The following is a 26,265-nucleotide window of genomic DNA, read 5'->3' as shown; positions in this document are numbered from 1 at the left end:
CGTAGGTGGTGTTGAGCGTCAACGAAGGCAAGACGAGGTGGATGCGGTGACAGACCGCGATCGACTCCAGTCAAAGCGTCCTGAGCACCTGTTCACCGCAGTATTTGCCGAGTGCGCCTGCAAGCCACCTGTAGCCTGAGAACTGGACCTATATGTACGTATACGACGAGTACGATCAGCGGATCATCGAGGACCGCGTCAAGCAGTTCCGTGATCAGACCCGACGCTATCTGGCAGGCGAGCTGAGCGAAGAAGAATTCCGCCCCCTGCGCCTGCAGAACGGGCTTTATATCCAACGCTTCGCCCCGATGCTGCGGGTCGCCGTGCCTTATGGCCAGCTGAACTCGCGCCAGGCGCGAATGATGGCCAAGATCGCCCGCGACTACGACAAGGGCTACGCGCACATCAGTACCCGGCAGAACGTGCAGTTCAACTGGCCGGCGCTGGAAGACGTGCCGGAGATCCTGGCCGAGCTGGCCACCGTGCAGATGCATGCCATCCAGACCAGCGGCAACTGCCTGCGCAACGTCACCACCGACCAGTTCGCCGGCGTCGCTGCAGATGAACTGGTAGACCCGCGCCCATGGTGCGAGATCGTCCGCCAGTGGACCACCTTCCACCCCGAATTCGCCTACCTGCCGCGCAAGTTCAAGATCGCCATCAATGGCTCGACCGCGGACCGCGCGGCCATCGAGGTGCACGACATCGGCCTGGAGCCGCACTACAACGCCGCCGGCGAGCTGGGCTTCCGGGTCCTGGTGGGCGGCGGCCTGGGCCGGACCCCGGTGGTCGGCGCCTTCATCAACGAGTTCCTGCCCTGGCAGGACCTTCTGAGCTACCTCGACGCCATCCTGCGGGTCTACAACCGCTACGGCCGGCGCGACAACAAGTACAAGGCGCGGATCAAGATCCTGGTCAAGGCCCTGACCCCGGAAGTGTTCGCCGAGAAGGTCGAGGCCGAGATGGTCCACCTGCGCGGCGGCCAGACCACCCTGACCGAGGCCGAAGTGCATCGCGTGGCCCGGCACTTCGTCGATCCGGACTACAAGGCCCTGGACAACCAGGATGCCGCCCTGGCCGCCCTGGACCAGGAGCACCCCGGTTTCGCCCGCTGGCGCACCCGCAACACCCTGGCCCACAAGAAGCCGGGTTATGTCGCCGTGAGCCTGTCGCTCAAGCCCACCGGCGTGGCCCCTGGAGATGTCACCGACAAGCAGTTCGATGCCATCGCCGACCTGGCCGACCGCTACAGCTTCGGCTTGCTGCGCACTTCCCACGAGCAGAACGTGATCCTCGCCGACGTCGAGCAGAGCCAGCTGTTCACCCTCTGGGGCGAACTGCGGGAAAACGGCTTCGCCACCCCGAACATCGGCCTGCTGACCGACATCATCTGCTGCCCTGGCGGTGATTTCTGCTCCCTGGCCAACGCCAAGTCGATCCCGATCGCCGAATCCATCCAGCGCCGTTTCGACGACCTGGACTACCTGTTCGATATCGGCGAGCTGGACCTCAACATCTCCGGTTGCATGAACGCTTGCGGCCACCACCACGTGGGCCACATCGGCATCCTCGGTGTCGATAAGAAAGGCGAGGAGTTCTACCAGGTCTCCCTGGGTGGCAGCGCCAGCCGCGACGCCAGCCTGGGCAAGATCCTCGGCCCGTCCTTCGCCCAGGACGACATGCCGGACGTGATCTCCAAGCTGATCGACGTGTACGTGGAACAGCGTACCGAGGACGAGCGCTTCATCGACACCTATCAACGTATTGGCATCGACCTCTTCAAGGAGCGCGTCTATGCAGCGAATCATTAAGAACAACGAGGTCGTCGACGAAACCTGGCACCTGCTGCCCAAGGACGCGACCCTCGACGGCATCTCCAACTGCGACGACCTGATCGTGCCGCTGGCACTGTGGCGCGACCACGGCCACGCCCTCAAGGCCCGCGACGGCGGCCTGGGCATTTGGCTGGACGCGGACGAAGAAGCCGAAGAAATCGGCGACGATGTCCATAACTTCCAGGTAATCGCCCTGAACTTCCCGGCGTTCACCGACGGCCGCAACTACTCCAACGCCCGCCTGCTGCGCGACCGCTATGGCTACAAGGGCGAACTGCGAGCCATCGGCGACGTGCTGCGCGACCAGCTGTTCTACCTGCGGCGCTGTGGTTTCGACGCTTACGCACTGCGGGCCGACAAGGACCCCTACGAAGCCCTGGAAAGCCTCAAGGACTTCTCGGTGACCTACCAGGCCTCCACGGACCAGCCACTGCCGCTGTTCCGCCGCCGCTAGGCCTGCGCCAACAAAAAGCCCTGGAGCGGTTTCCCGCTCCAGGGCTTTTTTGTATCTGTCGTCTTCTAGACCGTCATCGCGAGCAAGCTCCTACAGGAAGGTTCGAGCCTTGTTGCAGGAGCAAGGCTTGCCCGCGATCGCTCACCAGAAGAGCACCAACGGCAAGCTCGCGCGCAGCATTACCAGAAACGCTGCTGGGTCAGGCGGCTCCACCAGGTCAGCAACACGCGGTCGACCGAACCGCTAGCCGCCAGCCCTACCCGCTCCTGCAGGCTCTTGCGCTCGGCGTAGTGCAGGTGGAAGACCTCGGCCGCCTTGGCTTTCTCGGCCAGGTACTCGTCGCTGGTCTGCAACTCGTCCACCAGTTGTTTTTCCTGGGCGGCCACACCCAGCCAGACCTCGCCGGTGGCCACTTCGTCGATGGCCAGTTGCGGGCGATAGCGGGCCACGAAGTTCTTGAACAATTGATGGGTGACGTCCAGGTCCTCCTGAAACTTCTCCCGGCCCTTCTCGGTGTTCTCGCCGAACACCGTCAGGGTGCGCTTGTACTCGCCGGCGGTGAGTACCTCGAAGTCGATGTCGTGCTTCTTCAGCAGGCGATTGACGTTGGGCAACTGCGCCACCACGCCGATGGAGCCGAGGATGGCGAAGGGGGCGCTGATGATCTTCTCACCGATGCAGGCCATCATGTAGCCGCCGCTGGCCGCGACCTTGTCGATGCACACCGTCAGCGGTACCCCGGCCTGGCGAATACGCGCCAGCTGCGAGGACGCCAGGCCATAGCTGTGGACCATGCCGCCGCCGCTTTCCAGGCGCAGCACCACTTCATCCTTGGGCGTGGCCAGGCTCAGTACCGCGGTGATCTCGTGGCGCAGGCCCTCGGTGGCCGACGCCTTGATATCGCCGTTGAAATCCAGCACGAACACCCGCGGCTTATCCTCGGCGGGCTGTTTCTTCTGCTTCTTCTCGGCCTTGCCCTTGGCCTTGCGCAAGGCCTTGAGCTGCTCCTTGTCCAGCAGGCTCTGCTCCAGGCGCTCGCGCAGGTCCTTGTAGAAATCGTTCAGCTTGCTGACCTGCAACTGCCCGGCCCCCTTGCGCCGACCCTTGCTGCGCAGCGCGGCAGCGGTGATCAGCACCACCAGGATGGCGACCACCAGGGTCACGGTCTTGGCCAGGAAACTGGCGTACTCGATGAAAAACTCCACGGAAACTCCTTACGCATGATCGCCACCCACCGGCGGCGCAATGGGCCCAAGCATACCGACGCGACCGGTCGGCCACCAGTCGCGAAACCTTGTGGGGCCGCGCTCCAACAATCATTTCAAACAAGCGTATGTTTTTTCATTGACAGCTCACCGGCATCCTCATAACCTCGCAAAACTTTCAACGTACCGGGATGACGCGGACGTGGGCAGCATCTATCTGATTCGACATGGCCAGGCCTCTTTTGGTGCAGACGACTACGACGTGCTGTCGCCCATCGGCGTGCGCCAGGCCACCGTCCTCGGCGATCACCTGGCGGCCCTCGGGGTGAACTTCGATCGCTGCCTGTCCGGCGACCTGCAACGCCAGCAGCATACCGCCCAGGCCACCCTGGAACAGCTGGCTGTCGCTGGGCTGGCCACGCCGGCCCTGGAGATCGACCCGGCGTTCAACGAATTCAATGCCGACGCCATCATCCGCGCCCTGTTGCCCGACCTGCTGCCCCAGGAACCCGAAGCGCTGCACACCCTGCGCAACGCCGCGCAAAATCGCGGCGAATTCCAACGCATCTTCGCCCTGATCATCCAGCGCTGGCTGGCCGGCACCTACGACCCGCCCGGCCTGGAAAGCTGGCTGGGCTTCGTCGAACGGGTCCAGGGTGGCTTGCAGCGCATCCTCGAAGCGGCGGACAACCGGCAGAAGATCGCCGTGTTCACCTCCGGCGGCACCATCACCGCCCTGCTCCACCTGATTACCCGGATGCCTGCCCAGCAGGCCTTCGAACTGAACTGGCAAATCGTCAACACTTCGCTCAACCAGCTGAAGTTCCGCGGTCGCGAAGTGTCCTTGGCCTCCTTCAACGGTCATACGCACCTGCAACTGTTGAAGGCACCGGAGCTCATCACTTTCCGCTGAGCCCGGCTTACCGTGAACCCTTGCTGTAACCACCCATAAAAGGATCGAACCATGACCTCCGTAGCTGACGCCGTACAAGCCATGCAAGCCAAGTTCAACCCAGCTGCCGCTGCCGGCCTGGACCTGGTCTTCGGTTTCCGCATCGATGACACCAAGCACTTCTCGCTGGTGGTGAAAGACAGCACCTGCGAACTCAAGGAAGGCGAGAACCCAGACGCCCAAGTCACCCTGGTGATGGATGGCGAAACCCTGGACGGTATCGTCAGCGGCGAAACCGACGGCATGCAGGCCTTCATGGGCGGCAAGCTGCGCGCCGAAGGCGACATGATGCTGGCCATGAAACTGAGCGAGCTGTTCCCAGCCTAAGACCCCGCAAGGTCCGGCCATCCACGAATCCCGCCCCCTGGCGGGATTCGTCGTTTTCAGCCCGCGCCAGCTGGCAACGGCGCCACCCCGGACGCTGCCAACAGCTCACGGGTATAGGGATGTCGCGCCGCCGCGAACAGCTGCTGGGTCTGGCCGCGCTCCACCACCTGGCCGTCCTTCATCACGATCAGGTCATGGGCCAGGGCCTGGACCACCGCCAGGTCGTGGCTGATGAACAGGTAGGTCAGGCCATGCTCCTGTTGCAAGCGCCGCAGCAGCGCCACCACCTGCTTCTGCACCGTGCGATCCAGGGCCGAGGTCGGCTCATCCAGCAGGATCAGCTCAGGCTTGAGCACCAGGGCCCGGGCGATGGCGATGCGCTGGCGCTGGCCACCGGAGAACTCGTGGGGATAACGGTGCCGAGCGGCCGGGTCCAGGCCCACTTGCTCCAGCACCTCGATCACCGCCCGCTCCTGTTGCCCAGAATCCAGGTCGGTGTGTACCCGCAAGCCCTCGGCGATGATCTGCTGCACGCTCAGGCGCGGGCTGAGGCTGCCGAAGGGGTCCTGGAACACCACCTGCAACTGCCGGCGCAGCGGCCGCAACCGCGCCCCGTGGAGCGTCTCCAGGGCCTGGCCATTGAAACGGATGCGCCCTTGTGCAGCGATCAGCCGCAGGATCGCCTGACCCAGGGTCGACTTGCCCGAGCCGGACTCACCGACGATGCCCAGGGTCTTGCCCCGTTGCAGTTGCAGGTCGATGCCATCCACCGCCTTCAGGTAACGCCGTGGCCGCCACCAGCCGCCGCCCTGGCCGAACCAGACCTTCAACTGCTCCACCGCCAGCAGGGTTTCACTGCTGCCCCGGGGCAGCGCCTGGCCGCCGGGCTCGGCATTGAGCAATTCCAGGCTGTAGGGATGTCGCGGTGCCTGGAACAGCTGCTGGCAATCAGCCTGCTCGACAATGCAGCCGCCACGCATCACCGCCACTCGCTGGGCGATATGGCGCACCAGGTTCAGGTCATGACTGATGATCAGCAGCGCCATGCCCAGACGCTGTTGCAACGCCTGGAGCAACAGCACGATCTTGCGCTGCACGGTCACGTCCAGAGCGGTGGTGGGCTCGTCGGCGATCAGCAACTCCGGTTCGCAGGCCAGGGCCATGGCGATCATCACCCGCTGGCGCTGGCCGCCAGACAACTGGTGCGGATAGGCCCTGAGCCGTTCCCGGGGGTTCTGGATACCCACCAGCTCCAGCAGTTCGAGAATCCGCTCCCGGGCCTGGGCGCCGGCCAGGCCCTTGTGCAGGCGCAGGGTCTCGCCCAACTGCCGCTCGACGCTGTGCAGCGGATTGAGCGAGCTCATGGGCTCCTGGAAGATCATCGCGATGCGGTTGCCGCGCAGTTGGCGCAAGCGGGCCGGCGCTACCCCCAGCAGTTCCTCCCCGCGATAGCGGATGCTGCCCGCGATCCGCGCCGCACGCGGGTCGAGCAATTGCAGGATGCTGTGGGCGGTCACCGACTTGCCGGAGCCGGACTCGCCCACCAGCGCCAGGCACTCACCAGGGCGGATCTGAAGGTCCAGGCCATGCACCACCTCGGTGGCACCGAAGGCCACCTTCAGGCCACGCAGTTCAATCAGGGCTTGGGTCATCTTGGGTACTCGCAGTTTCAACTCTTGGGATCGAAGGCATCGCGGCAGCCTTCGCCGATGAACACCAGCAACGACAGGATCAGTGCCAGGACGAAGAACGCCGTCAGCCCCAGCCAGGGCGCTTGCAGGTTGCTCTTGCCCTGGGCCACCAACTCGCCCAGCGACGCGCTGCCAGCCGGCATGCCGAAGCCGAGGAAGTCCAGGGCCGACAAGGTGGCGATGGCCCCGGTAAGAATGAACGGCAGGTAGCTCAGGGTGGCGTTCATGGCATTGGGCAGGATGTGCCGGCCCATCACCTGCAGGTCATCCACCCCCAGCGCCCGGGCCGCCTTGACGTACTCCAGGCTGCGGCTACGCAGGAACTCGGTACGCACCACATCCACCAGGGCCAGCCAGGAGAACAGCGCCATGATCCCCAGCAGCCACCAGAAGTTCGGCTCGACGAAACCGGACAGGATGATCAGCAGGTACAGCACCGGCAGCCCCGACCAGACCTCCAGCAAGCGTTGCCCCCAGAGATCGACCCAGCCGCCGTAGTAGCCCTGCAGGGCGCCGGCAACGATGCCGACCAGCGCACTGATGGCCGTCAGCGACAAGGCGAACAACAACGACACCCGCACCCCGAAGATCACCCGCGCCAGCACGTCCCGGGCCTGGTCGTCGGTGCCCAGCCAGTTGTCGCCACTGGGCGGGCTGGGGGCCGGCTGCGTCAGCTCGTAGTTGATGGTGTCGTAGCCGAAGGGAATCGGCGCGAACAACAACCAGCCGCCCTGTCCCTCGATCAACTGGCGAACCGCAGCGCTGCGGTAGTCCGGCTGGAACGGCAACTGGCCGCCGAAGTCCTGTTCGGTGTAGCGCTTGAAGGCCGGGAAATACCACTGCCCCTGGCACGCCACCAGCAACGGCTTGTCATTGGCGATCAGCTCGCCGCCCAGGCTCAGGGCGAACAGGCCGAGGAACAGCCACAACGACCACCAGCCACGCCGGTGCGACTTGAAACGTTGCCAGCGCCGCCGGCCAAGGGGAGACAGGGGCATCAGAGCTTCCTCGCCGCGAAATCGATGCGTGGGTCGACCAGGGTGTAGGCCAGGTCGCCCAGCAGTTTTATCAACAAGCCGAACAGGGTGAAGATGAACAACGAGCCGAACACCACCGGGTAATCCCGGGATACCGCCGCCTCGTAGCTCATGCGTCCCAGGCCATCGAGGGAGAAGATCACCTCGATCAGCAGCGAACCGCCGAAGAACACCGTGACCAGCGCCTGGGGCAGCCCCGCCACCACCAGCAGCATGGCGTTGCGAAACACATGGCCGTACAACACCTGGCGCTCGGTCAGGCCCTTGGCCCGCGCGGTGACCACGTACAGGCGCGAGATCTCGTTGAGGAAGCTGTTCTTGGTCAGCAGGGTCAGGGTGGCGAAGCCGCCGACCACCAGCGCGCTGACCGGCAGCACCAGGTGCCAGAAATAGTCGGCGACCTTGCCCAGGGTGCTCAGTTGGTCGAAGTCGTCCGAGACCAGGCCGCGTACCGGGAACCAGTCCAGCAGGGTGCCGCCGGCGAACACCACGATCAGCAACAGGGCGAACAGGAACCCCGGCATGGCGTAGCCGACGATGATCGCCGCGCTGCTCCAGACATCGAAACCCGAGCCGTTGTGCACCGCCTTGCGAATCCCCAAGGGAATCGACACCAGGTAGGTGATCAGGGTCGCCCACAGGCCCAGGGACAAGGTCACCGGCAACTTGTCCAGGATCAGGTCGGTGACCGTGGCGCCACGGAAGAAGCTCTTGCCGAAGTCCAGCCGGGCGTACTGCCCGAGCATCAGCCACAAGCGCTCGCTGGCGGGCTTGTCGAAGCCGTACTGGCGCTCGATGTCCGCCAGCAGCTTGGGGTCCAGGCCCCGGCTGGCCCGGGACTCGCCGGCCACGCTCTCCACATGCCCGCCGCCCACCGCGGCATTGGCGCCGATACCCTGCAAACGGGCGATGGCCTGCTCCACCGGTCCTCCGGGAGCGGCCTGGACGATGACGAAATTGACCAGCAGGATGCACAACAAGGTCGGCACGATCAGCAGCAAGCGCCGCAGGCTATAACCCAGCATGGACCACCTCCGCGCTGCGCTTGTGCATCTGGCCCTGGGTCAGCGCCGTCGGGCTGATCTCCCACCAGCTGTCCAGTCCGGCGTCATACAGCGGGGCGACCGCCGGGCGACCGAAGCGGTTCCACCACACCGTGGAGATGCCCGGAGGGTAATAGTTGGGAATCCAGTAGTAGCCCCACTGCAACACCCGGTCCAGGGCCCGGGCATGGGCCAGCATGCTGCTGCGGCTGTCGGCCCGGACCAGGCCCTCGAGCAAGGCATCCACCACCGGGCTCTTGAGCACCATGTAGTTGTTCGAACCCGGATCTTCGGCCCCCTCGGCGCCGTAGTAGTTGAACAGCTCGCGCCCCGGAGCCTGGGACACCGGGTAGCCGACGACGATCATGTCGTAGTCGCGGCTGCGCACCCGGTTGGTGTACTGCGCGCTGTCCACCTGGCGAATGTCGAAGCCGATGCCGATCTGCGCCAGGTTGCGCTTGAACGGCAACAGCAGGCGCTCGAAGCCCTTCTGGCCATTGAGGAAGGTGAACTGCAGCGGCTCGCCGGCGGCATTCACCAGACGATCGCCGCTGGGGGTCCAGCCGGCCTCGCGCAACAGTTGCAGCGCCTGCAACTGCTGGCCACGGACGATCCCGCTGCCATCGGTCCTGGGCGCCTCGAACACCTGGCTGAAGACCTCATCCGGGACCTGAGCGCGCCAGGGTTCGAGGATCTTGAGCTCCTCTGCCGAGGGCAGGCCCACCGCCGCCAGTTCGCTGTGGGAGAAGAAGCTGCGCTGGCGCAGGTACATGCCGCGCATCATCTGCCGGTTGCTCCACTCGAAGTCCCACAGCAAGGCGATGGCCTGGCGTACCCGGCGATCCTGGAACAGCGGCCGCTGCAGGTTGAAGACGAACCCCTGGGTGCCCTGGGCCGCGCCAGGGGCCAGGTGCTCGCGCTGCAGGCGGCCATCGTCCAGGGCGGCACCGGCATAACCGATGGTGTAGGCAGTGGCGGAGAACTCGCGGTTGTAGTCATAGCCGCCGGCCTTGAGGATCTGCCGCGCCACATCGGTATCGGAAAAGAACTCCAGGCGCAGGCGATCGAAGTTGTAGCGCCCGCGCGCCACCGGCAGGCGCTCGCCCCACCAGTCCTTGACCCGCTCGAAGGTCACGCTGCGCCCGGCATCCACCTTGGCCACTCGGTACGGGCCACTGCCCAGGGGCGGCTCGAAGCCACCGCCATCGGCAAAATTGCGTCCGCGCCACCAGTGTTCCGGCAGCACCGGCAACGACGCCAGGTCCAGGGGCAAGGTGCGGCTCTCGGCATTCTTGAACACAAAGCGCACCTGGCTCGGCGACTCCACCAGGACCTCGGCCACATCGGCGAACTGCTGGCGGTACTTGAGGCTGCCCTGGGTCATCAACAGTTCGAAGGTGAAGCGCACATCGCTGGCGCTGATCGGCCGGCCATCGGCGAAGCGCGCCGCCGGGTTCAGGTACAACCGCAGCCAGCGCCGGTCCGGGGCCAGCTCCAGGCCCTGGGCCACCAGGCCGTACACCGTGTAGGGCTCGTCCTGGGAGCGGTAGGCCAGGGGCGCGTAGACCCAGCCGTCGACCTCGGCCACCCCGGTGCCCTTGTCGATATAGGGCACCAGGTGGTCGAACGGCCCGCTCTCCAGGGAAGAACGGCGCAAGCTGCCGCCCTTGGGCGCGTGCGGATTGACGTAGTCGAAGTGACTGAAGCCGGCCGGATACTTCGGTGCCTCGCCGTACACCGTCAACGACGGTTGCACGGCGGCCGACACTGCCGGGCTCAGCAGCACCCACAGCCAGAGCAAGAAGATGGTTCGCAACGGCATTGCAACAAGCCCCTCTGGACAGTGCCCGGGGGCTCGCCGGCCTTGATGGCCCGCGTGCCAGGTTCCCGGTCACGGTTCTCGATGATCGCAACGCCCCGCTCCTGCCTGTGTTGTGCAACCAGGCCGGCATTTTTATAGAGCGGGGTCTAGATCCATTGGTTACTAAAAAGCCTTCGGACTGCCGTTATCGGCTCGTTTCAGAAGCTGTAGCTGAGCCGGGTGTACAAGGTCCGCCCGAAGGGGTCCGAGTAACGCGGGTCGTAGCCGCTCTGGAAGGTGTAGGTCTGGTTGCTGAACGGCGGCTCGCGGTCCAGCAGGTTCTTCACCCCCAGGGTGACGGCCAGGGACTTGCGCCAGGTGTAGGTGCCCGCCAGGTCCCAGACGCTGTAGGCGCCAACGCTGTGGTGGGTGCTGGGGTCCGAGTCGTGATAGCCGCTGGTGTAGCGGTTGGTCAGGCTGGCGCCCAGCGGCCCCTGGTTCCAGGTCGCGGTCAGGCTGTGGCGCCAGCGCGCCACCGCACCGGCGGAGGAGAAATCACCGCCGCGAAAATCCCCCAGCTTGTCGATGAAGGCGCCCTTGAGCTCTTGCTGGTACTCGTAGCGGTTGACGTAGGTGCCTTGCAACGCCACGCCGAACTGGCCCCAGGCCAGGGCCGGCAGGCGGTAGTCGAAGTTGACGTCCACCCCTTCGGTCTTCAGCTTGCCCAGGTTGGACAGGCCGGTGACCACATGGTCGATGGAGCCATCGGCCTTGCGCACCAGGCGATCGGGATACAGGCCGGGGTTCTCGAACGGCGAGGACTCGGGGAACTCGGCGATCTGGTTGGCAATATCGATCCACCAGAAATCCAGCCCGGTGGTCAGGCGCTCGAACGGCTGGTAGACGAAACCCAGGGTCACGTTGCGCGCGGTCTCGGGCTTGAGGTTGCGGTTACCGCCAGAGCTGCGGTTGAACTGCTGGGCGCAGTCGCGGTTGGCGATCCCGCCATTGCTCGGATTGCCGCCGGCACACAGCACCGGATCGTTGTAGTTGGCGTTGGTGAAGGTGGTATAGCTCGGGTTGTACAACTCGTACAACGAAGGGGCGCGGAAACCTTCGCTATAGGCACCGCGAACCACCAGCTCGCGAAACGGCTGGAAGCGGAACGAATACTTGGGGTTGGTGGTGCTGCCGAAATCGCTGTACTTGTCATGGCGCACCGCCGCCGACAGCTCCAGGCTGTCGAGCACCGGTACGTTGAGCTCGGCGTACTGGGCCTGCACGCTGCGATCACCCGTCACGGCGCCATTGGGATCGACTCCCAGGTTCTGCAAGTCGCCGGCAAAGGCCGCGAAATCCTGATGGAAATCCTCCTTGCGGTACTCGCCCCCCAGGGCCAGGCCGGCCGGCCCCGCGCCGAACCAGTCGCCGATCTCGCGGCTGGCACGTCCGTCGATGGACTTGACCCGGCCCACAGCGGTGCCGTAGTCGCCGCTCACCCTGTTGGCCGCCAGCAAGGCCTCACCTGCGCTGGTCTGGGGCCCGAAGGGGTTGATCACTCCGTTGGCGATCCCCTGGCGCACCGCCTGATCGAGCACATAACCGCTGCGGATGGTGTTGGTCACCTTGTTCTGGTTGTAGGCCGCGCCCAGGTTGTAGTCCCAGCCGGCCACATTGCCGTCGAAGCTCAGCAGCAAGCGCTGGTTGCTGTTGTCGTCTTCATGCCGGCGGGCGCCGACCGGGGCTTCGCGCCAGTTCACCGATACCGGTTGCGAGGAGTCGAGGACAAAGTCGCTGGGCCCCGGGGTGATGCCATTGCCCGGGTAGAACGCGGTACCCGGGTTGACCTGGTTGCCCATCAGGGTGCCGGGGCCGATCTGGGTGCGGTTCTGGTTGCGCGCCCAGAAATACTCCAGGCTGACGTTATGTTCATCGCCAAGTTTGCCGGTGGCCTTGGCGAAGGCCGAGGTCTTCTCGGTTTCCGGCACCAGGTCCAGGTAACTCCACAGGCTCTGCCGGCAGATGCCATTGCGCGACAGCAACCCCGGGGCGTTGCAGCCGGAACCGGCCAGGGGGTTGGTGGCGTTGCTGCCCTGGCTCCAGTTGGCCGGGAAGGCCGTGCCCGAGGTGTAGTCCAGGCCGCGACCGGGCTGGTAGTTGTAGGTGTAGCCACGGTCCTTGGCCGCCAGGCGTTCCTGCTTGTCGTGGCTGACCACGCCAAAGACATTGAAGCGATCTTCCTCCAGGTCGCCGAACCCCCAGCTGCCGCTGAAGTTCTTGCTCTGGCCACCGCCCGAATGGGTCGGGGTGTCGTAGCTGGTGCTGACCTGGCCGGTGGTGAGGCTGGTCTTGGTGATGAAGTTGATCACTCCGCCGATGGCATCGGTGCCGTACAGCGCCGAGGCACCGTCACGCAGGACCTCGACCCGGTCGATGGCGGCGAAGGGAATGGTGTTCAGGTCCACCCCGGAACCGTTGCTGGAGCTGGTGGCGTTGTTGCTCAGGCGCCGGCCGTTGAGCAGCACCAGGGTCTTGTTCGGACCGATGCCACGCAGGTCGGCGAAGGCCGCTCCGCCGCTGCTGGAGCCCACCGAACGCCCGGAGCCCACCGAGGACTGGTTGGCGGAAATGCGGTTGATCAACTCCTCGGTGCTGGTCACGCCCTGCTCGCGCAGCTTCTCGACCCGCAGGATGGTGACCGGCACCGCGGTCTCGGCATCGACCCGGCGGATCGCCGAACCGGTGACTTCGACCCGCTGCAACTGGGTGGTGGGCTCGGCGAAGGTCGCCGGGGTCGGCGCCACGCTGGCGGCCGGGGTCGCTGCGGCGCTGATCACCACGCCCTGGGCGCCCTCCTCGTCCTTCAGGCCAGTGCCTTGCAACGCCAGGGCCAGGGCCTGGTTGTGGCTCAGCTGGCCCTTGATCGCCGGGGCCGAATGCCCGGCCACCAGCGCCTGGGAAAAAGAGATCGGCAGGCCGCTCTGGCGCGAGATGCTCAGCAGCGTCTGGTCCAGCGGACCAGCGGGCAGGTCGAACGACTCGCTGGCGGCCCAGGCCGGCACGACCTGCAGAGACAGCAGCAAGGCCAGGCTCAAGGGGGATTTACGGGGTACAGACAGACTCATGGATAACCATCCCTGCGTTAGGTTTATGCAGGGATGTGCAATGGCCAGCGGTTTTTTATAGGCCCGGTTTAGACCGTTGGGAGCTGACCTTATACCCGCCGGGATGTACCGCTCTTCCTATCGCTGAAGGTCCTGCGGACCTTGGCGCAGCCTCGCCAGCTCGGCAGCGACCGCCACTTGTGTAGTCGCCGCAGGCTGCGCAGGCCCACGGGATTCAACTGCCGAAGTGGTAGCTCAGGTCCAGCCACCATTGGCGCCCGTAGGCGTCGTAGTTGCCGGTGGGGTAATAGGGCCAGCCAGCGGAATCATCGTGCTTGTACTGGTTGAGCAGGTTATTGACGGTCAGGCCGAGGCTGGCGCGGTCGTTGATCTTGTAGCGGGCGCTGGCGTTGAACACCGTCCAGGGCGACAGCCGGCCATCGCCGTTGCCATTGGTGACGCTGCCGTAGCGGATCCCCATGAGGGTCGCGCTGTAGTGCGCATAGTCCCAGGTCAGGCTGGCGTTGGCCTTGCTGCGCCAGTCATGGTTGCTGCGGTCGGAGCGCAAATCCAGGCTCGCGGCCTGGTCGGACTCCTTGTAGTAATGCGAAAGCACCAGGGTGTAGCCCAGGGTCGAGCTGAATGCCCCGTAGTCGCCAGCGCCCCAGCGAATGTTGCTCTTGAGATCCAGGCCGCTGACCCGCTCGCTGGCGGCGTTGATGGCATTGACCCGCACCTGCTGCAGCTTGTTGGGGTCCACCGCGGCATTGCCGGGATTGCGCTGGACCCGCGCCAGCACCGCCTGGCAACTGGCCGAGTTGATGTCCTGGGCACCGCTGCGGCAGGCGTTCTCTTCCTGCAACAGGCGGTTCTGATCCACGCTCGTCAGCAAGTCGTCGATCTGCACCCGCCAGTAGTCGGCGGAAATATCGAAGTTGCGCGACGGCGACCAGACCAGGCCATAGGTCCAGGACTTGCCGCGCTCGGACTTGAGGTCGCTGGTGCCACTCTGCACGTAGTCCACCCGCCCGCGATCGCAGGCGCCCTCCACGCCCTTGCTGCAGCCGTAGTAGTCGATCTGGTCGGGGTAGTAGCCGTTGTTGTCGGCCTGGTAGATGTAGTTCAGGTCCGGCGCACGAAAGCTGGTGCCATAGCTGCCGCGTACCAGCAGGCTGGTCAGCGGGCGCCATTCCAGGCCCAGGTTGTAGGTCTTCTGCTGCTCGCTGCGATCGGCGAACTTGTACTGGTCCCAGCGTCCGGCCAGGGACGCCAGCACGCTATCGGTGACCGGCACGCTGAACTCGCCGCCCAAGGCGTAGCGCTTGCGCGAGCCACCGGACTCCTGCGCCGGTGCAGCACCGTAGAACAACCCCTCGTTGAGCCCCGAGTCGGGCTCGATGCGATACGACTGCTTGCCCATTTCCAACACCCCGGCGAAGCCCACCGGCCCGGCCGGCAAGTCGAACAGATCACCGTTGATCGAGGCGTTGTAGGTCTGCGAAACCGAGCGGCTGGTCTCGGTCTGGTTGCGACGGAACTGGCGCCACTCGTCGGGAGTCAGCGGCCGGTCCAGGCGCGCCGGGTCCGGAGCGAACACCGGGTGGCCATCCTGGGTACCCAACTGCGGCCCCAGGTAGAAATCGCGGATGGTCGACAACGGCCGGTAGCGGGTGCTGCGCACGCTGCGATATTCCGAGCGGTTGGCCGCCAGCTCATAGCTCCAGCCACTGTCGCCGAGTTGGTCGGACAGCCCCAGGGTGCCGGTCCAGGAGGTCTCGCGCCATTTGCTGTTGTTGCTGGTGCGCCCGCCGATCTCCTCTTCGGAGAAGCGCCGGAACCAGCGCTCCAGGTTGCCGGTGTTGGCGTTGATGAAATCCGGCGAGGTGAAGGTCGGGCCGCGGGTGTTGTTCTGGATATGGTCCAGGCCGTACATCAGGTCGGCGTACAACTGGCCGCTGTCGCTGAAGTGCCAGGTACCGCGGGTGTAGCCGTCGTAGTTTTCCTTCTGGGTCTGCAAGGTCCAGTAGTCGTTGTACATCTGGTCAGTGGTACAGCGCCCGCCGCTACCGCCCAGGTGATTGCCGAAGGTGCCCTGGTAGGCGCCACACCCGGGGCCCAGGTAGCGGCCGGTATCGAGATTGCGCCGGTAGCCGACGTCCACCGCCGGGCTGCTGTCCATGAACCCGCGATCGTCGGCCCAGATTGGTTCGCGCCGGGTCAGCTCCAGGCCGAACAGGCCATCGAAGTCGCCCCAGCTGCCGCCACCGCTCAATTGCAAGCGCTGGTTGTCGCCACCGCCACGCTCGCTGGTGCCACCGCGCAGGTTGAGGTCGATGCCGTCGATCTTCTTCTTGAGGATGATGTTGACCACCCCGGCGATGGCATCCGAGCCGTAGACCGCCGAGGCCCCGCTGCTGAGGATCTCGATGCGCTCGATGACCGCCGAAGGAATGTTGGCCAGGTTGGTGAAGTTGACCTGGCCGCCATAGGCGGTCGGATAGTCCGCCACTCGCCGGCCGTTGATCAGCACCAGCGTATGGTTGGGACCCAGGCCGCGCAGGTTGAGGGCACTGGCGGCTGGCTGCCAGGTGTTGCCGTAGTCCTCGCCCTGGGTCATGCCAGTGTTCTGGGTCTGGGTCGCCAGGGCGTCGTAGACATTGCGATAACCCCGGGCCTCCATCTCCTGCTGGGTGATCACGGTGACCGGAGTCGCACCGTCGGTCTGCGCCCGGGCGATGCGCGAGCCGGTGACCGTGACCTTCGATAGCCGTGGCTCGCTGGCACTGGCGGAGCTATCGGCGCGGACCGCGACCGGGGCAGGCTTGGCCGCTGCCGGGCGCAAGACCAGGCCCTGGTCGCTGGCCTCCACTTCCAGGCCGCTGCCTTGCAACGCCCGCTCCAGCGCCTGGCGAGTTTCCAGCGCGCCACGAATGGCCGGCCCCTGCTTGCCTTGCACCAGGTCCTGGCGAAAGGAGATCGGTACCCCGCTCTGGCGCGAGATATCCAGCAGCACCTGGTCCAGCGGCCCCTTGGTGATATCGAAGGAGAAGACTGCGGCCGCCGGTTCCTGGGCCAGAAGCGGTGCCGGGCAGCTGGCGATGCCCAGGACTACGGCCAACGACAATCGGCATAGATGCCGGAGCGGACGGTTGAAACAGTTCTGTGAAGACATCCCGAAGCCCTTCCCTGTTGAATGCAGTTGCAGGGAATGAGCAGCGGCAGGCGGTTTTTTATAGGCCGTGGGTTAGGCCAAGGGGCTATGAGCTTATAACCCGCCTTGGCGCGGCTCGATGCTGACCCAGTAGGGGCTGTGGTAACGCACCCGGATCGGCAGCGAGCGCTCCAGCAGTTGCAGGGTGCGATCACTTTCGTCCAGCGGATAGAGGCCGCTCAAGCGCAAGCCTGCGACCTCGGGATCGACCCGCAGGATGCCGCGTCGGTAACGGCGCAATTGCTCGACGATTTCCCCCAGCGGCCGATCGCGCGCCTCCAGCAAGCCCCGGGTCCAGGCGCTTTCATAGCCCTTGGCCGCCTCCAGGACCAACAAGCCCTGGCCGTCGAAACGCAGGCTCTGCCCCGCCGTCGCCACTTGCCGGGTGCCATTGGCCGTCAGCACCTCCACCTGGGAATGCAGCATTACCAATTGGGTCGAGGCTTCATCGCGACGCACCAGGAAACGGGTGCCCAGGGCACGCATGCGGCCATGCTCGGTCTGCACCACGAACGGTCGCGACGGATCCCTGGCCACGTCCACCTGCAATTCCCCACTGCACAGCTCCAGGTGGCGCTGGACCTGGTCGAAATGCGCCAGCACCCGGGTCTGGGCATCGAGCAGCAGCGCACTGCCGTCGTCGAGGGTCAGGCTGCGACGCTCGCCCACGCCGGTGTACAGCGCGCCGGCGGGCGGCCACCAATCCAGCTGGCGCCCCAGCAGCCCCGTTGCCAACGCCGCGCCCAGCAGCCCCAGGCTGCTGCCGATGAAGCGCCGCCGACTCGAGGGGGCATTGAGGCTGTGCAGCAGGCTGTCGCGGCTCAGCTGGCGCAGGGCATTGTGTTGCAGGGCCGCGAACCCGCCGCCCATCAGGCCGATGACCTGCTCATGCTCAGGGTCGGCGCTGCGCCAGGCGGCGAACGCCTCGGCTTGCACCGCGCTCATCTGGCCCGACTGCAACAGGGCCATCCACTGGGCGGCCTCGTCCACCACCGCCGGGTCGATCCGCGAGCGGCTCATGTTTCCACCAATGCCAGGTAGCAACGCTTGAACGCCTCGGCCATGTACTGCTGCACCCGGCTGGTGGACACCTCCAGCAAGGCGCCGATCTGGGCATAGGTCAGGCCGTCCAGTTGGTGATAGAGGAAGGCCGCCTTGGCCTTGGCCGACAGGCCATCGAGCAGACGGTCAACCGCCAGCAGCGCCTCGATCAGCAAAGCCCGTTCTTCGGGCGACGGGTGCACCGGCGCAGGCGCCAGCGCCAGGCTTTCCAGGTAGGCACGCTCCAGGTCCTGACGGCGCCAGCCTTCGTAGACCAGGCGCCGGGCGATGGTGGTCAACAACGCCCGTGGTTCACGAATGGCGCTCGGATCGGGCAACGCCAGGACCCGCACGAAGGTTTCCGAGGCGATGTCCTGGGCGCTGTGGTGACAGCCCAGGGCCCGGGCGACGGAAGCGCACAACCATTGGTAGTCCTTTTTGAACATCTGCCCGATCAGCGGGTAATGAGGGTTCGGATTCGTACCCATGCCTTGCTCCCTCGGCAGGCGCTCGAGCGCCTGGCACACCGATGATTGCGCCGGGCCAGTCCCGGTCCCGGATTGAGGCAGCGACTGTGCAACAGCGTCGATCCTGTTTTGAAGTAATTAAAAATTCTCTTTCACTAACTAAAAAACATAAGCCATCCAGCGGCCTCTGCACCCTGGGTGCCGCTTGATTGATCTCGGTCAGCAGGTGATTGCCTGTGCCCCCCTACTCTTGCGCCTCCATCACGGCCACGGACGGCTCATCGGGAGCCGCCAGCCCCATCACTCAAGGAAGAGTCTTGTCATGCGATCACTGAAGATCATCCTGCTGTCCACCGCTTTCAATGGCCTCACTCAACGCGCCTGGCTCGACTTGCGCCAGGCCGGGCATCGTCCCAGCGTCGTGTTGTTCACCAGCGAAGAGGAAGTCTGCCGGCAGGTCGAGGACGCCGGCGCCGACCTGGTGATCTGCCCCTTCCTCAAGGACCGGGTGCCACAACAGCTGTGGAGCAACCCCAAGCGGCCGGTGGTGATCATCCACCCGGGCATCGTCGGCGATCGGGGTGCCAGCGCCCTGGACTGGGCCATCAGCAAGGAACTCAAGCGCTGGGGCGTCACTGCCCTGCAGGCGGTGGAAGAAATGGACGCCGGGCCGATCTGGGCCACCCACGAATTCAACCTGCCGGCCGGGATGCGCAAGTCCGAGCTGTACAACGGTCCGGTCAGCGATGCGGCGATCCACTGCATCCGCGATGTGGTGGAAAAGTTCCGCAACGGCTACACCCCCGAACCACTGGACTACGACAAGCCCTCGGTGCTCGGCCGCCTGCAACCGAACATGAAGCAGGCGGACCGCACCTTCAGCTGGCATGACTGCGCCCGGTTCATCAAGCGCAGCATCGATGCCGCCGATGGCCAGCCCGGAGTCCTGGCCAGCCTCGCCGGCGGCCAGTACTACGTGTACGACGCGCACCTGGACCCGCGCACCGGTACCCCGGGAGAACTGCTGGCGGTACACGACGACGCGATACTGGTGGCCTGCGGCGACAGCAGCCTGTGGATCGGCTCCCTGCGGCTCAAGCCCCAGCCCGGCGAAGAGACCTTCAAGCGTCCGGCGCGCCATGTGCTCGGCGAACGCCTGGCCGCAGTGCCGGTACTGGACTGGTCGGTGGTCAGCACGCCGTTCAGCGCCGAGGCCTACCAGCCGATCCGTTATCGCGAATCCGGCAAGGTCGGCGAGCTGACCTTCGAGTTCTACAACGGCGCCATGAGCACCGAGCAATGCCAGCGCCTGGTCAGCGCCCTGCAATGGGCCAAGGCCCGCGACACCCAGGTGTTGCTGGTGCGCGGCGGCCGTGGCGCATTCTGCAATGGCGTGCACCTGAACGTGATCCAGGCGGCAGATGAACCGGGCCTGGAGGCCTGGGCCAATATCCAGGCCATCGACGATGTCTGCCGCGAGCTGCTCACCGCCCGCCAGCTGGTGGTCAGCGGCCTGACCGGCAATGCCGGCGCCGGCGGGCTGATGCTGGCCCTGGCCGCCGATGTGGTCCTGGCCCGGGCCGATACCGTGTACAACCCGCATTACAAGAGCATGGGCCTGTTCGGTTCCGAATACTGGACCTACAGCCTGCCCCGCGCCGTGGGCCAGCCCCTGGCCCGCCAGCTGACCGAGGCCTGCCTGCCCATCAGCGCCCTCCAGGCCCTGCAGATGGGCATGGTCCAGGAAGTGGGTCCACGGGATCCCGAAGAGTTCGGCCTGTGGCTGCTGCAACGGGCCAACGCCGTGCCCAGCGACCCGCGCTACCAGCACCTGCGCCAGCGCAAGCTCGACGCCGACCCGCAGTTGATGCAGCACTGCCGCAATGCCGAGCTGGAAGAAATGCACATGGACATGGTGCAGAACCGCAAGGGCTTCGCCGAGAAATGCCGCAATTTCGTGTACAAGCGCAAGACCTGCTGCACCCCCGAGCGCCTGATCGAAAGCTGGGCCAAGCCCCAGGACATCGCCCTGGTGGGTTGAACCGCGTTCCCCTCCTGAACCGTCGCCCGGCTTGCCGGGCGGCGACTTCAGGCCCCCGGCTGCAACAGCAGCGCCACCAATGCGGTCCAGCCGGTCTGGTGGCTGGCCCCCAGCCCGCGTCCGTTGTCGCCATGAAAGTACTCATGGAACAGCACCAGGTCACGATCCCGGGCATCGGCCTGCAACTGCGGGTAGCCGCTCATGGACGGCCGCCGCCCGTCTTCATCCAGGAGAAACAACCGGGTCAGGCGCTGGCCCAGGCTGTCGGCCACCTCTTGCAGTGACGCCAGGTAACCCGAGCCCCGGGGATATTCCACCGAGAAGTTGACGTCGTAGTAGCGATGGAATTCGCGCAGGGATTCGATCAGCAAGTAATTGATCGGCATCCACAGCGGCCCGCGCCAATTGGAGTTGCCGCCATACAGGCGCGAACCGGACTCGGCCGGCTCGTAACGGGCGCACAGCTGCTTGCCGTCGACCTGCAGGGCGAATGGCTGCTCGAAGACCCTGGACAGCGAACGAATCCCGAACTCCGAGAGGAACTCGTTCTCGTCGAGCATGCGCTTGAGCAAATCCTTGGTTCGTTCCCCACGCAGCAAGGCCAGCAGCAGGCGGTTGCCCTTGCCCGGCTCGTACCAGCGCGACACCAGGTTGGCCAGGTCCGGCCGATGGTGCAAAAAGCCCAGCAGGCGCTGGGCCAGCCCCGGCAGGCATTCATGTTCGTGCTGTTCCAGCACCTGCACCGCGAACAACGGCAGCAGGCCGACGATGGAGCGCAGGCGCAGCGGCTCGCTGCGGCCGTCGGGACGTTGCAGCACGTCGTAGAAGAACTGGTCCTGTTCGTCCCACAGGCCCTCGGCGCTGTCGTCCACCCGGTTGATGGCCCCGGCGATGTACAGGAAATGCTCGAAGAACTTCACCGCGATATCCACGTATACCGGGTTGCGCCGGGCCAGTTCCAGGGCGATGCGCATCAGGTCCAGGGCATAGGCCGCGACCCAGGCGGTGCCGTCGGCCTGGTCCAGGCTGTACCCCGGCGGCAAGGGCGCGGAACGATCGAACAGGGCGATGTTGTCCAGGCCGAGAAAACCACCCTGGAACAGATTGCGGCCCTCCGAATCCTTGCGATTGACCCACCAGGAGAAGTTCAGCAGCAGCTTGTGCAGGACCCGTTCGAGAAAGTCCATGTCGCCCTCGCCCGTGAGGGCCTTCTCCTGCTGGTAGACCCGCCAGCAGGCCCAGGCATGCACCGGCGGGTTGGCGTCGTCGAAGCGCCATTCGTAAGCCGGCAACTGCCCATTGGGGTGCATGAAGCGGTCCTTGACCAGCAACAGCAGTTGCTGCTTGGCGAACCCCGGGTCGATCAGGGCGAACGCCACCGCCTGCAAGCCCAGGTCCCAGGACGCGTACCAGGGGTATTCCCAGGTGTCGGGCATGCTGACGATGTCGCAGTTGGACAGGTGTCGCCAATGGCTATTGCGCAAGTGCTGGCGCGATTCGGGCGGCGCCGGTTGCCCGGGGTCGCCGTCGAGCCACTGGTTGACGTCGAAGTAGTACAGCTGCTTGGACCACAGCAGCCCGGCCAGGGCCTGGCGCTGCACATTGCGCGCATCGGCGTCGGTGATGCGCTGCTGCAAGGCCCCGTAGAACTGGTCGGCCTCGGCGCGGCGCTGCTCGAACAGGCGACGGGCATTGACCGGCCCGCTGCCCGCCGGGGCGAAGCGCAGGTACAGGCTACGGCTCTGGCCGCCGGCCAGTTCCAGGGCGAAATGCGCGGCGGCCTTGGAGCCGGAGTCGAAGGTCACCGCCGTGGCCTGGCCGTGCACCAGGTAATCGTTGATCCCATCCTTGAACGGCCCCGGGCAGGCCAGGCCCTCGAGCCGCTGGAAATTGCTCTGGTTGTGGCAGAACAACCACTGGCAGGGCTCGGCTCCCCAGGCGCTGACCTCATGCTCGGGCAGCTTGGGATGCCGGGCCAGCAGTCGCTCACCCTCCAGGCGCAGGCTCGGCCGGGGCTGGCCACCACCCCAGCTCCAGGTGTTGCGCGCCCAGACCTGGGGCAAGACCCGCAGGCGCGCCGGCTGGTGGTAGCGGTTGTGCACCGTGACCCGCATCAACAGGTCGTCTACGGTGTGCTTGGCATACTCCACCGTCACGTCGAAGTAGCGGTCGTCCTCGAAGATCCCGGTGTCGAGGATTTCGTACTCGGCATCCTCCAGGCCACGGCGGGCGTTCTCCGCCACCAGGTCGGCATAGGGAAAGGCTCCCTGGGGATACTTGTAGAGCATGCGCATGTAGGCGTGGCTAGGCACGCCGTCGAGGTAGAAGTACAGCTCCTTGACGTCCTCGCCATGGTTGCCCTCGGCATTGTCCAGGCCGAACAGGCGCTCCTTGAGAATCGCATCGTGCTCGTTCCACAACGCCAGCCCCAGGCACCAGTACTGGTCCTTGTCGGAGAACCCGGCCAGGCCATCCTCGCCCCAGCGATAGGCGCGGCTGCGGGCGTGGTCATGGGGGAAATACTTCCAGGCTTCGCCGTCGGCGCTGTAGTCCTCGCGGACCGTGCCCCATTGCCGCTCGCTCAGGTAAGGGCCCCACTGGCGCCAGTGTTCGGCGTCCGGTCCGTGCAGGCGCTGGCCTTCGGGGGTGTCGAGGATGCTGCTCGGGGATCTTGCCGGCATGGGGAATGTCCTTGGCCACGGGAACCCATGGCAGTGTAGAAGCAGACGCGCCCGGCGCCGGTGACAAAGCCTTCATGTTCGAATCCGGAGCGAAGCGGTTAATTGCCCGGCGTCTGCTTCGTTATAATCGGCAACCCCTTTTATGGCAGTGCGAAATCGATGATGTTCAGTTGCAAAGCGTTTTTCCCGGGACTGTTGTTGGCGGCGCTGGCTGTCCCGGCCCAGTCCCAAGGGCTCGACCTCAAGTATCCCGAACCGCCACTGGCGGCTCCCAGCGCCCGGCCCCAGGCACCGGAACCGACCGTTCCAGGCCTCAAGCTGTCGGTCAAACCTTCGGTGAGCTACGAATACAAGTGCAGCGGGCAATGCACCTACGAAACCGATATCGACCAGTTGCACGACCGCGAGACCCGCCACAGCACCAGCATCGGCTTCGACTGAGCACCAGTGACGGGCCCGATGCACTGCGCCACGCGACCTTGCGGCCGCAACGCGCCCCGGCGCAGGCTCGACAGCGGCTACGGGCAGGAAGTTCGGCATTGATCTGTGGGGCTCGCATGCCTACGCTGCTACACAAACCCGCTTGCCCGCCCAAGGATCACCCATGCTCCCCCTACCCCGCACCGCCCTGTTCATCACGCTCGCCGCCAGCCTGCTCGGCGCTTGTACCAGCGTGACCCGCGAAATCGAAAGCGAACCCACGGTCACCTCCGCCGGGATCCTGGCCTTTCGCGATATCTGCCTGAAATCCGCACCGTCCTTCAACGGCGCCGCCACTGCAGCTCGCGAGCATGGTATCGGGGAGTTGAACGACGCGGGGTTCGCCAGGATGGGCATGAACCAGGATCAGAGCCTTGGGGTCCAGGTGCGGGCCAACCAGGAATGCGCCGTCACCACCCCGAGCCAGAACGACAGCTCCCTGACCCGGCAATTCCTCAGCGTTGCCGGCAAGTTCTCCAGCACGCCGGTGGCACAGACCCTGCCCGCCAAGCTCACCATCGACGGCAAGGTATTCCTGTTGATGCACGATCGGCGTGGCGGCGAAGCCTATGTGATGCTCAAGGCGCCTTGAGCAAGCCGCCTGGCCCTGGCGGCTCCTGGTGCAATGCCCGAGGGGCCGTATCCTCCATGGCCAGCAAGCGCAGCAGGCTGGCGCCATCCATGGGTTTGTGGAACAGATAGCCCTGGGCCGCACCAACCCCCAGGCGCCGCAAGTGTGTCCGCTGCTGTGGAGTCTCGACACCTTCGGCCACCAGTTCCAGCTCGAGGGACCGGGCCAGCCTGACCACGGCCTCGATGATCAGGCTTTGCTTGGGCTCCAGGGCATTGCCGATGAGCCCTGCATCGAGCTTGACCTGGCTGAAGGGAATGTCCGCCAGGCGGGTCAGCGAGGAATACCCGCAGCCAAAGTCATCGAGGGACAGGCGTACCCCGTTTCTCACCAGGAGGCTGATGTTCTCGATGCTCGGCATATCCAGGACCAGGGCCTCGCGCTCGGTAATCTCCAGGGTCACCTGGCTGGCCGGCACCGCGGTGGCCTCGATCCGCTGCAGAATCTGCGGGGCAAGTCCTGGCTCGCGTAACTGGCTGGCCTCCAGGTTGTAGGAAAACACCAGCCCAGCCCCATGGCCAGCCGGCAACCGGCGTTGCAAGTCCAGGCCCTGTTGCAACAGGCCATGGAACAGCCGGCGCTGTTGCTCAGGTCGCTCGAACAGAGCGAGAAAAGCACCAGGCCCCAACACGCCCCGGCTCGGATGCAGCCAGCGCACCAGGGTCTCGGCCCCAATGATGCGTTGGGTCTTGAGGCACACCTGGGGCTGGAAAAAAGCCACGATCTGTCGTTGTTCCAGGGCCAGCAGCGCCTGCTCTTGCGTGAGCGGCTCGCCCGGCGCCAACTGCCAGTGGTCCTGGCCGGTCCTCCTGGACTTGAGAGCCAGGGCCTTGAGCAACAACTCGCCAAGCTGGGAGGCCTCCGGCTCATCGAAACTGCCCAGGTCGTGCTTGCCCGAATACTCAAGCAAATTCGCCAGGCCCCAGCGGATCGAGGTCTCCAGGTTAGTGCTCGCGACCATCAAGAAGAATGGGTAGTACTCGCAGAGCCGACGTAGGTAATGGATAGCGCTAGTGGCTGGCAGGGAGTCGCAGATCACCAGGTCCGGGGCCTGCGTGCAAGGGGGAAAGCAGGTCCAATCGTCGTCGCTACAGACCACCTGGAGCTGCACGAAGGCGGGGCTGTCGAGTATCCGGGCAAAGCGCCGGGCCCTGAAGGTGTTCGAACACAACAGCAATACGTTCAGGGTCTTCATGGACTGCGGCTCCGGGTAAAAACCCATGCTAGCCAAAGCGCCCTCGAGCTGAATTCAAGATACATCCTGAATAGAAGTAGGAAAAATCTCTGGCCTGGACTACACAGGCAAGCCCCGTAGAGAGCGACGCTAGCTGCCAGGCCCCTGGCTCGCCAGAGCCCCGATCTCGCCACGCAACCATTGCAGCCCCGGCGCATGTTGCTGCTGGCGGTGCCAGATCAGGCTGACCTGCACCGGCGCTGCCAGCAACGGCAAGCTGGCGATGCGGATCGGCAGCAACGCGGCGAAATGTTCCGCCAGGTGCCGTGGCACCGTGCCCAGAAGATCGGATTACGCCACGATCAGCGGGATGCTCAGGTAGTTGGGTACGAACAGCTGCACCTGGCGCCTGACCCGCGCCGAGCCCAGCACGATCTCCAGCGGCGAACCACGCCCGCCACGATCGGGAATCGCCACATGCTGGCCACCCTGGTAGGCCGCCAGGTCCAGCTCGGGAACGAAGGCCGGATGGCCGACGCGACCGATCACCACCAACTGCTCCTCCAGCAATGGCTGGTAGCACAGGTCCGGGTTGTCGAAATACAGGTAGTCCACCGCCAGGTCGAGCATGCCCGCACTGAGCCAGGCCGCCAGCGAGTCGGCGCTGTCGCTGCGCACCGCCAGCCGTACCCGCGGCGCCATCTCCTGCAAGTGCCGCGATAGCGCCGGCAACAAGCGAGCCTGGGCGTAGTCGTTCATCGACAGGGTGAACAACTGGTCGGCCGCCGCAGGATCGAACTCGGCAGCCGGGTCCAGGCCCTGTTGCAGCAGATGCAGGGCCTGGCGCACCAGCACATGCAGGCCCTGGGCCCGGGAAGTCGGTTGCATGCCCCGGGCCGTGCGGACGAACAACGGCTCGTCCAGGTGCCGGCGCAGGCGCGCCAGGGCATTGCTCACCGCCGGCTGGCTGAGATTGAGCCGCAAGGCGGCCCGGGACAGGTTCTGCTCCTGCATCAAGGCATCGAACACCCGCAGCAGGTTGAGGTCCAGGCGCTGGATATTCAGCTTCATGAATAATGCTCATTCCTAC

Annotated in this window: 18 protein-coding genes and 1 pseudogene; 7 read left to right on the top strand and 12 right to left on the bottom strand. The window is 65.3% G+C overall.

Annotated features, from left to right (window positions below; all coding sequences use genetic code 11):
• Positions 1-152 precede the first annotated feature (152 nt).
• On the top strand, positions 153-1,811 hold the full coding sequence (locus CAG11_RS21945; protein WP_053131174.1) for a nitrite/sulfite reductase: 1,659 nt from the start codon (positions 153-155) through the stop codon (positions 1,809-1,811).
• Positions 1,795-2,289, top strand: a complete 495-nt coding sequence (locus CAG11_RS21940; protein ID WP_022639406.1) for a DUF934 domain-containing protein — start codon at positions 1,795-1,797, stop codon at positions 2,287-2,289. Before CAG11_RS21945 ends, CAG11_RS21940 begins: the two co-directional genes overlap by 17 nt.
• Positions 2,290-2,468: 179 nt before the next feature.
• On the opposite strand, the gene sohB is transcribed toward CAG11_RS21940, so the two are convergent.
• Positions 2,469-3,494 carry a protease SohB gene (sohB, locus tag CAG11_RS21935; RefSeq protein ID WP_022639407.1) on the bottom strand — a complete coding sequence of 342 codons (1,026 nt, stop codon included), beginning with the start codon at positions 3,492-3,494 and terminating at the stop codon, positions 2,469-2,471.
• Between the two features lie 202 nt (positions 3,495-3,696).
• On the opposite strand from sohB, the gene CAG11_RS21930 reads away from it, so the two are divergent.
• Positions 3,697-4,407 (top strand): histidine phosphatase family protein, encoded by a 711-nt coding sequence (locus CAG11_RS21930; RefSeq protein WP_022639408.1) that lies wholly within the window; start codon positions 3,697-3,699, stop codon positions 4,405-4,407.
• A gap of 51 nt (positions 4,408-4,458) precedes the next feature.
• Positions 4,459-4,773: an SCP2 sterol-binding domain-containing protein gene (locus tag CAG11_RS21925; RefSeq protein ID WP_022639409.1), complete on the top strand. Its 315-nt coding sequence runs from the start codon at positions 4,459-4,461 to the stop codon at positions 4,771-4,773.
• A 56-nt stretch (positions 4,774-4,829) separates the two neighbouring features.
• On the opposite strand, the gene CAG11_RS21920 is transcribed toward CAG11_RS21925, so the two are convergent.
• From CAG11_RS21920 to CAG11_RS21885, 8 genes are all read right to left on the bottom strand, one after another.
• Entirely contained in the window at positions 4,830-6,425 is a 1,596-nt protein-coding gene (locus CAG11_RS21920) for an ABC transporter ATP-binding protein (RefSeq protein ID WP_085597913.1), read from the bottom strand.
• Between the two features lie 17 nt (positions 6,426-6,442).
• A complete protein-coding gene (locus CAG11_RS21915; RefSeq protein ID WP_085598040.1) occupies positions 6,443-7,465 on the bottom strand; it encodes an ABC transporter permease in 1,023 nt (340 codons plus the stop codon).
• Positions 7,462-8,526: a microcin C ABC transporter permease YejB gene (locus tag CAG11_RS21910; protein ID WP_053131177.1), complete on the bottom strand. Its 1,065-nt coding sequence runs from the start codon at positions 8,524-8,526 to the stop codon at positions 7,462-7,464. The genes CAG11_RS21915 and CAG11_RS21910 overlap by 4 nt, the downstream gene beginning before the upstream one ends.
• The gene (locus CAG11_RS21905) at positions 8,513-10,366 is read right to left on the bottom strand and encodes an extracellular solute-binding protein (RefSeq protein WP_085597912.1); all 1,854 of its coding nucleotides are present in this window, start codon (positions 10,364-10,366) and stop codon (positions 8,513-8,515) included. The genes CAG11_RS21910 and CAG11_RS21905 overlap by 14 nt, the downstream gene beginning before the upstream one ends.
• Before the next feature lie 197 nt (positions 10,367-10,563).
• Complete coding sequence (locus CAG11_RS21900; protein ID WP_256578659.1) at positions 10,564-13,470, bottom strand: TonB-dependent receptor; 2,907 nt, start codon at positions 13,468-13,470, stop codon at positions 10,564-10,566.
• Between the two features lie 214 nt (positions 13,471-13,684).
• Positions 13,685-16,621, bottom strand: a complete 2,937-nt coding sequence (locus CAG11_RS21895; protein ID WP_085597911.1) for a TonB-dependent receptor — start codon at positions 16,619-16,621, stop codon at positions 13,685-13,687.
• Between the two features lie 93 nt (positions 16,622-16,714).
• Positions 16,715-17,680 carry a FecR domain-containing protein gene (locus CAG11_RS21890; RefSeq protein ID WP_085597910.1) on the bottom strand — a complete coding sequence of 322 codons (966 nt, stop codon included), beginning with the start codon at positions 17,678-17,680 and terminating at the stop codon, positions 16,715-16,717.
• Positions 17,677-18,189 (bottom strand): sigma-70 family RNA polymerase sigma factor, encoded by a 513-nt coding sequence (locus tag CAG11_RS21885; RefSeq protein ID WP_022639416.1) that lies wholly within the window; start codon positions 18,187-18,189, stop codon positions 17,677-17,679. Before CAG11_RS21885 ends, CAG11_RS21890 begins: the two co-directional genes overlap by 4 nt.
• Positions 18,190-18,490: 301 nt before the next feature.
• Between CAG11_RS21885 and CAG11_RS21880 the strand changes: the two genes are divergently transcribed.
• Positions 18,491-20,209 carry a hydrogenase maturation protein gene (locus CAG11_RS21880; protein ID WP_085597909.1) on the top strand — a complete coding sequence of 573 codons (1,719 nt, stop codon included), beginning with the start codon at positions 18,491-18,493 and terminating at the stop codon, positions 20,207-20,209.
• Between the two features lie 47 nt (positions 20,210-20,256).
• Here CAG11_RS21880 and CAG11_RS21875 read toward each other — a convergent pair whose 3' ends face one another.
• On the bottom strand, positions 20,257-22,890 hold the full coding sequence (locus CAG11_RS21875; RefSeq protein ID WP_085597908.1) for a glucosidase: 2,634 nt from the start codon (positions 22,888-22,890) through the stop codon (positions 20,257-20,259).
• Between the two features lie 162 nt (positions 22,891-23,052).
• Here CAG11_RS21875 and CAG11_RS21870 point away from each other — a divergent pair, with 162 nt between their 5' ends.
• Together CAG11_RS21870 and CAG11_RS21865 are read left to right on the top strand one after the other, a co-directional pair.
• The gene (locus CAG11_RS21870) at positions 23,053-23,331 is read left to right on the top strand and encodes a hypothetical protein (RefSeq protein ID WP_172681622.1); all 279 of its coding nucleotides are present in this window, start codon (positions 23,053-23,055) and stop codon (positions 23,329-23,331) included.
• A 163-nt stretch (positions 23,332-23,494) separates the two neighbouring features.
• Complete coding sequence (locus tag CAG11_RS21865) at positions 23,495-23,962, top strand: hypothetical protein (protein WP_085597907.1); 468 nt, start codon at positions 23,495-23,497, stop codon at positions 23,960-23,962.
• Here CAG11_RS21865 and CAG11_RS21860 read toward each other — a convergent pair.
• A complete protein-coding gene (locus tag CAG11_RS21860; protein WP_085597906.1) occupies positions 23,949-25,196 on the bottom strand; it encodes an EAL domain-containing protein in 1,248 nt (415 codons plus the stop codon). The two genes, CAG11_RS21865 and CAG11_RS21860, sit on opposite strands and share 14 nt — an antisense overlap.
• Before the next feature lie 129 nt (positions 25,197-25,325).
• Positions 25,326-26,246, bottom strand: a pseudogene (locus CAG11_RS21855) (LysR substrate-binding domain-containing protein).
• Positions 26,247-26,265: the final 19 nt, after the last annotated feature.

It is taken from the genome of Pseudomonas sp. B6(2017) (assembly GCF_002112765.1).
Lineage (GTDB): Bacteria > Pseudomonadota > Gammaproteobacteria > Pseudomonadales > Pseudomonadaceae > Aquipseudomonas > Aquipseudomonas piscis.
The sequence above is the reverse complement of the archived record's forward strand: the minus strand, read 5'-3'. Positions and strand labels throughout refer to the sequence as shown.

Bases quoted from the DNA above. Each gene is read 5' to 3' on its own strand.
- CAG11_RS21880 (WP_085597909.1), top strand. From the start codon at position 18,491: ATGCGATCACTGAAGATCATCCTGCTGTCCACCGCTTTCAATGGCCTC.
- CAG11_RS21895 (WP_085597911.1), bottom strand. From the start codon at position 16,621: ATGTCTTCACAGAACTGTTTCAACCGTCCGCTCCGGCATCTATGCCGA.
- CAG11_RS21885 (WP_022639416.1), bottom strand. From the start codon at position 18,189: ATGGGTACGAATCCGAACCCTCATTACCCGCTGATCGGGCAGATGTTC.
- CAG11_RS21875 (WP_085597908.1), bottom strand. From the start codon at position 22,890: ATGCCGGCAAGATCCCCGAGCAGCATCCTCGACACCCCCGAAGGCCAG.
- CAG11_RS21870 (WP_172681622.1), top strand. From the start codon at position 23,053: ATGTTCAGTTGCAAAGCGTTTTTCCCGGGACTGTTGTTGGCGGCGCTG.
- CAG11_RS21940 (WP_022639406.1), top strand. From the start codon at position 1,795: ATGCAGCGAATCATTAAGAACAACGAGGTCGTCGACGAAACCTGGCAC.
- CAG11_RS21865 (WP_085597907.1), top strand. From the start codon at position 23,495: ATGCTCCCCCTACCCCGCACCGCCCTGTTCATCACGCTCGCCGCCAGC.
- CAG11_RS21900 (WP_256578659.1), bottom strand. From the start codon at position 13,470: ATGAGTCTGTCTGTACCCCGTAAATCCCCCTTGAGCCTGGCCTTGCTG.
- CAG11_RS21920 (WP_085597913.1), bottom strand. From the start codon at position 6,425: ATGACCCAAGCCCTGATTGAACTGCGTGGCCTGAAGGTGGCCTTCGGT.
- CAG11_RS21890 (WP_085597910.1), bottom strand. From the start codon at position 17,680: ATGAGCCGCTCGCGGATCGACCCGGCGGTGGTGGACGAGGCCGCCCAG.
- CAG11_RS21925 (WP_022639409.1), top strand. From the start codon at position 4,459: ATGACCTCCGTAGCTGACGCCGTACAAGCCATGCAAGCCAAGTTCAAC.
- CAG11_RS21910 (WP_053131177.1), bottom strand. From the start codon at position 8,526: ATGCTGGGTTATAGCCTGCGGCGCTTGCTGCTGATCGTGCCGACCTTG.
- CAG11_RS21945 (WP_053131174.1), top strand. From the start codon at position 153: ATGTACGTATACGACGAGTACGATCAGCGGATCATCGAGGACCGCGTC.
- CAG11_RS21860 (WP_085597906.1), bottom strand. From the start codon at position 25,196: ATGAAGACCCTGAACGTATTGCTGTTGTGTTCGAACACCTTCAGGGCC.
- CAG11_RS21905 (WP_085597912.1), bottom strand. From the start codon at position 10,366: ATGCCGTTGCGAACCATCTTCTTGCTCTGGCTGTGGGTGCTGCTGAGC.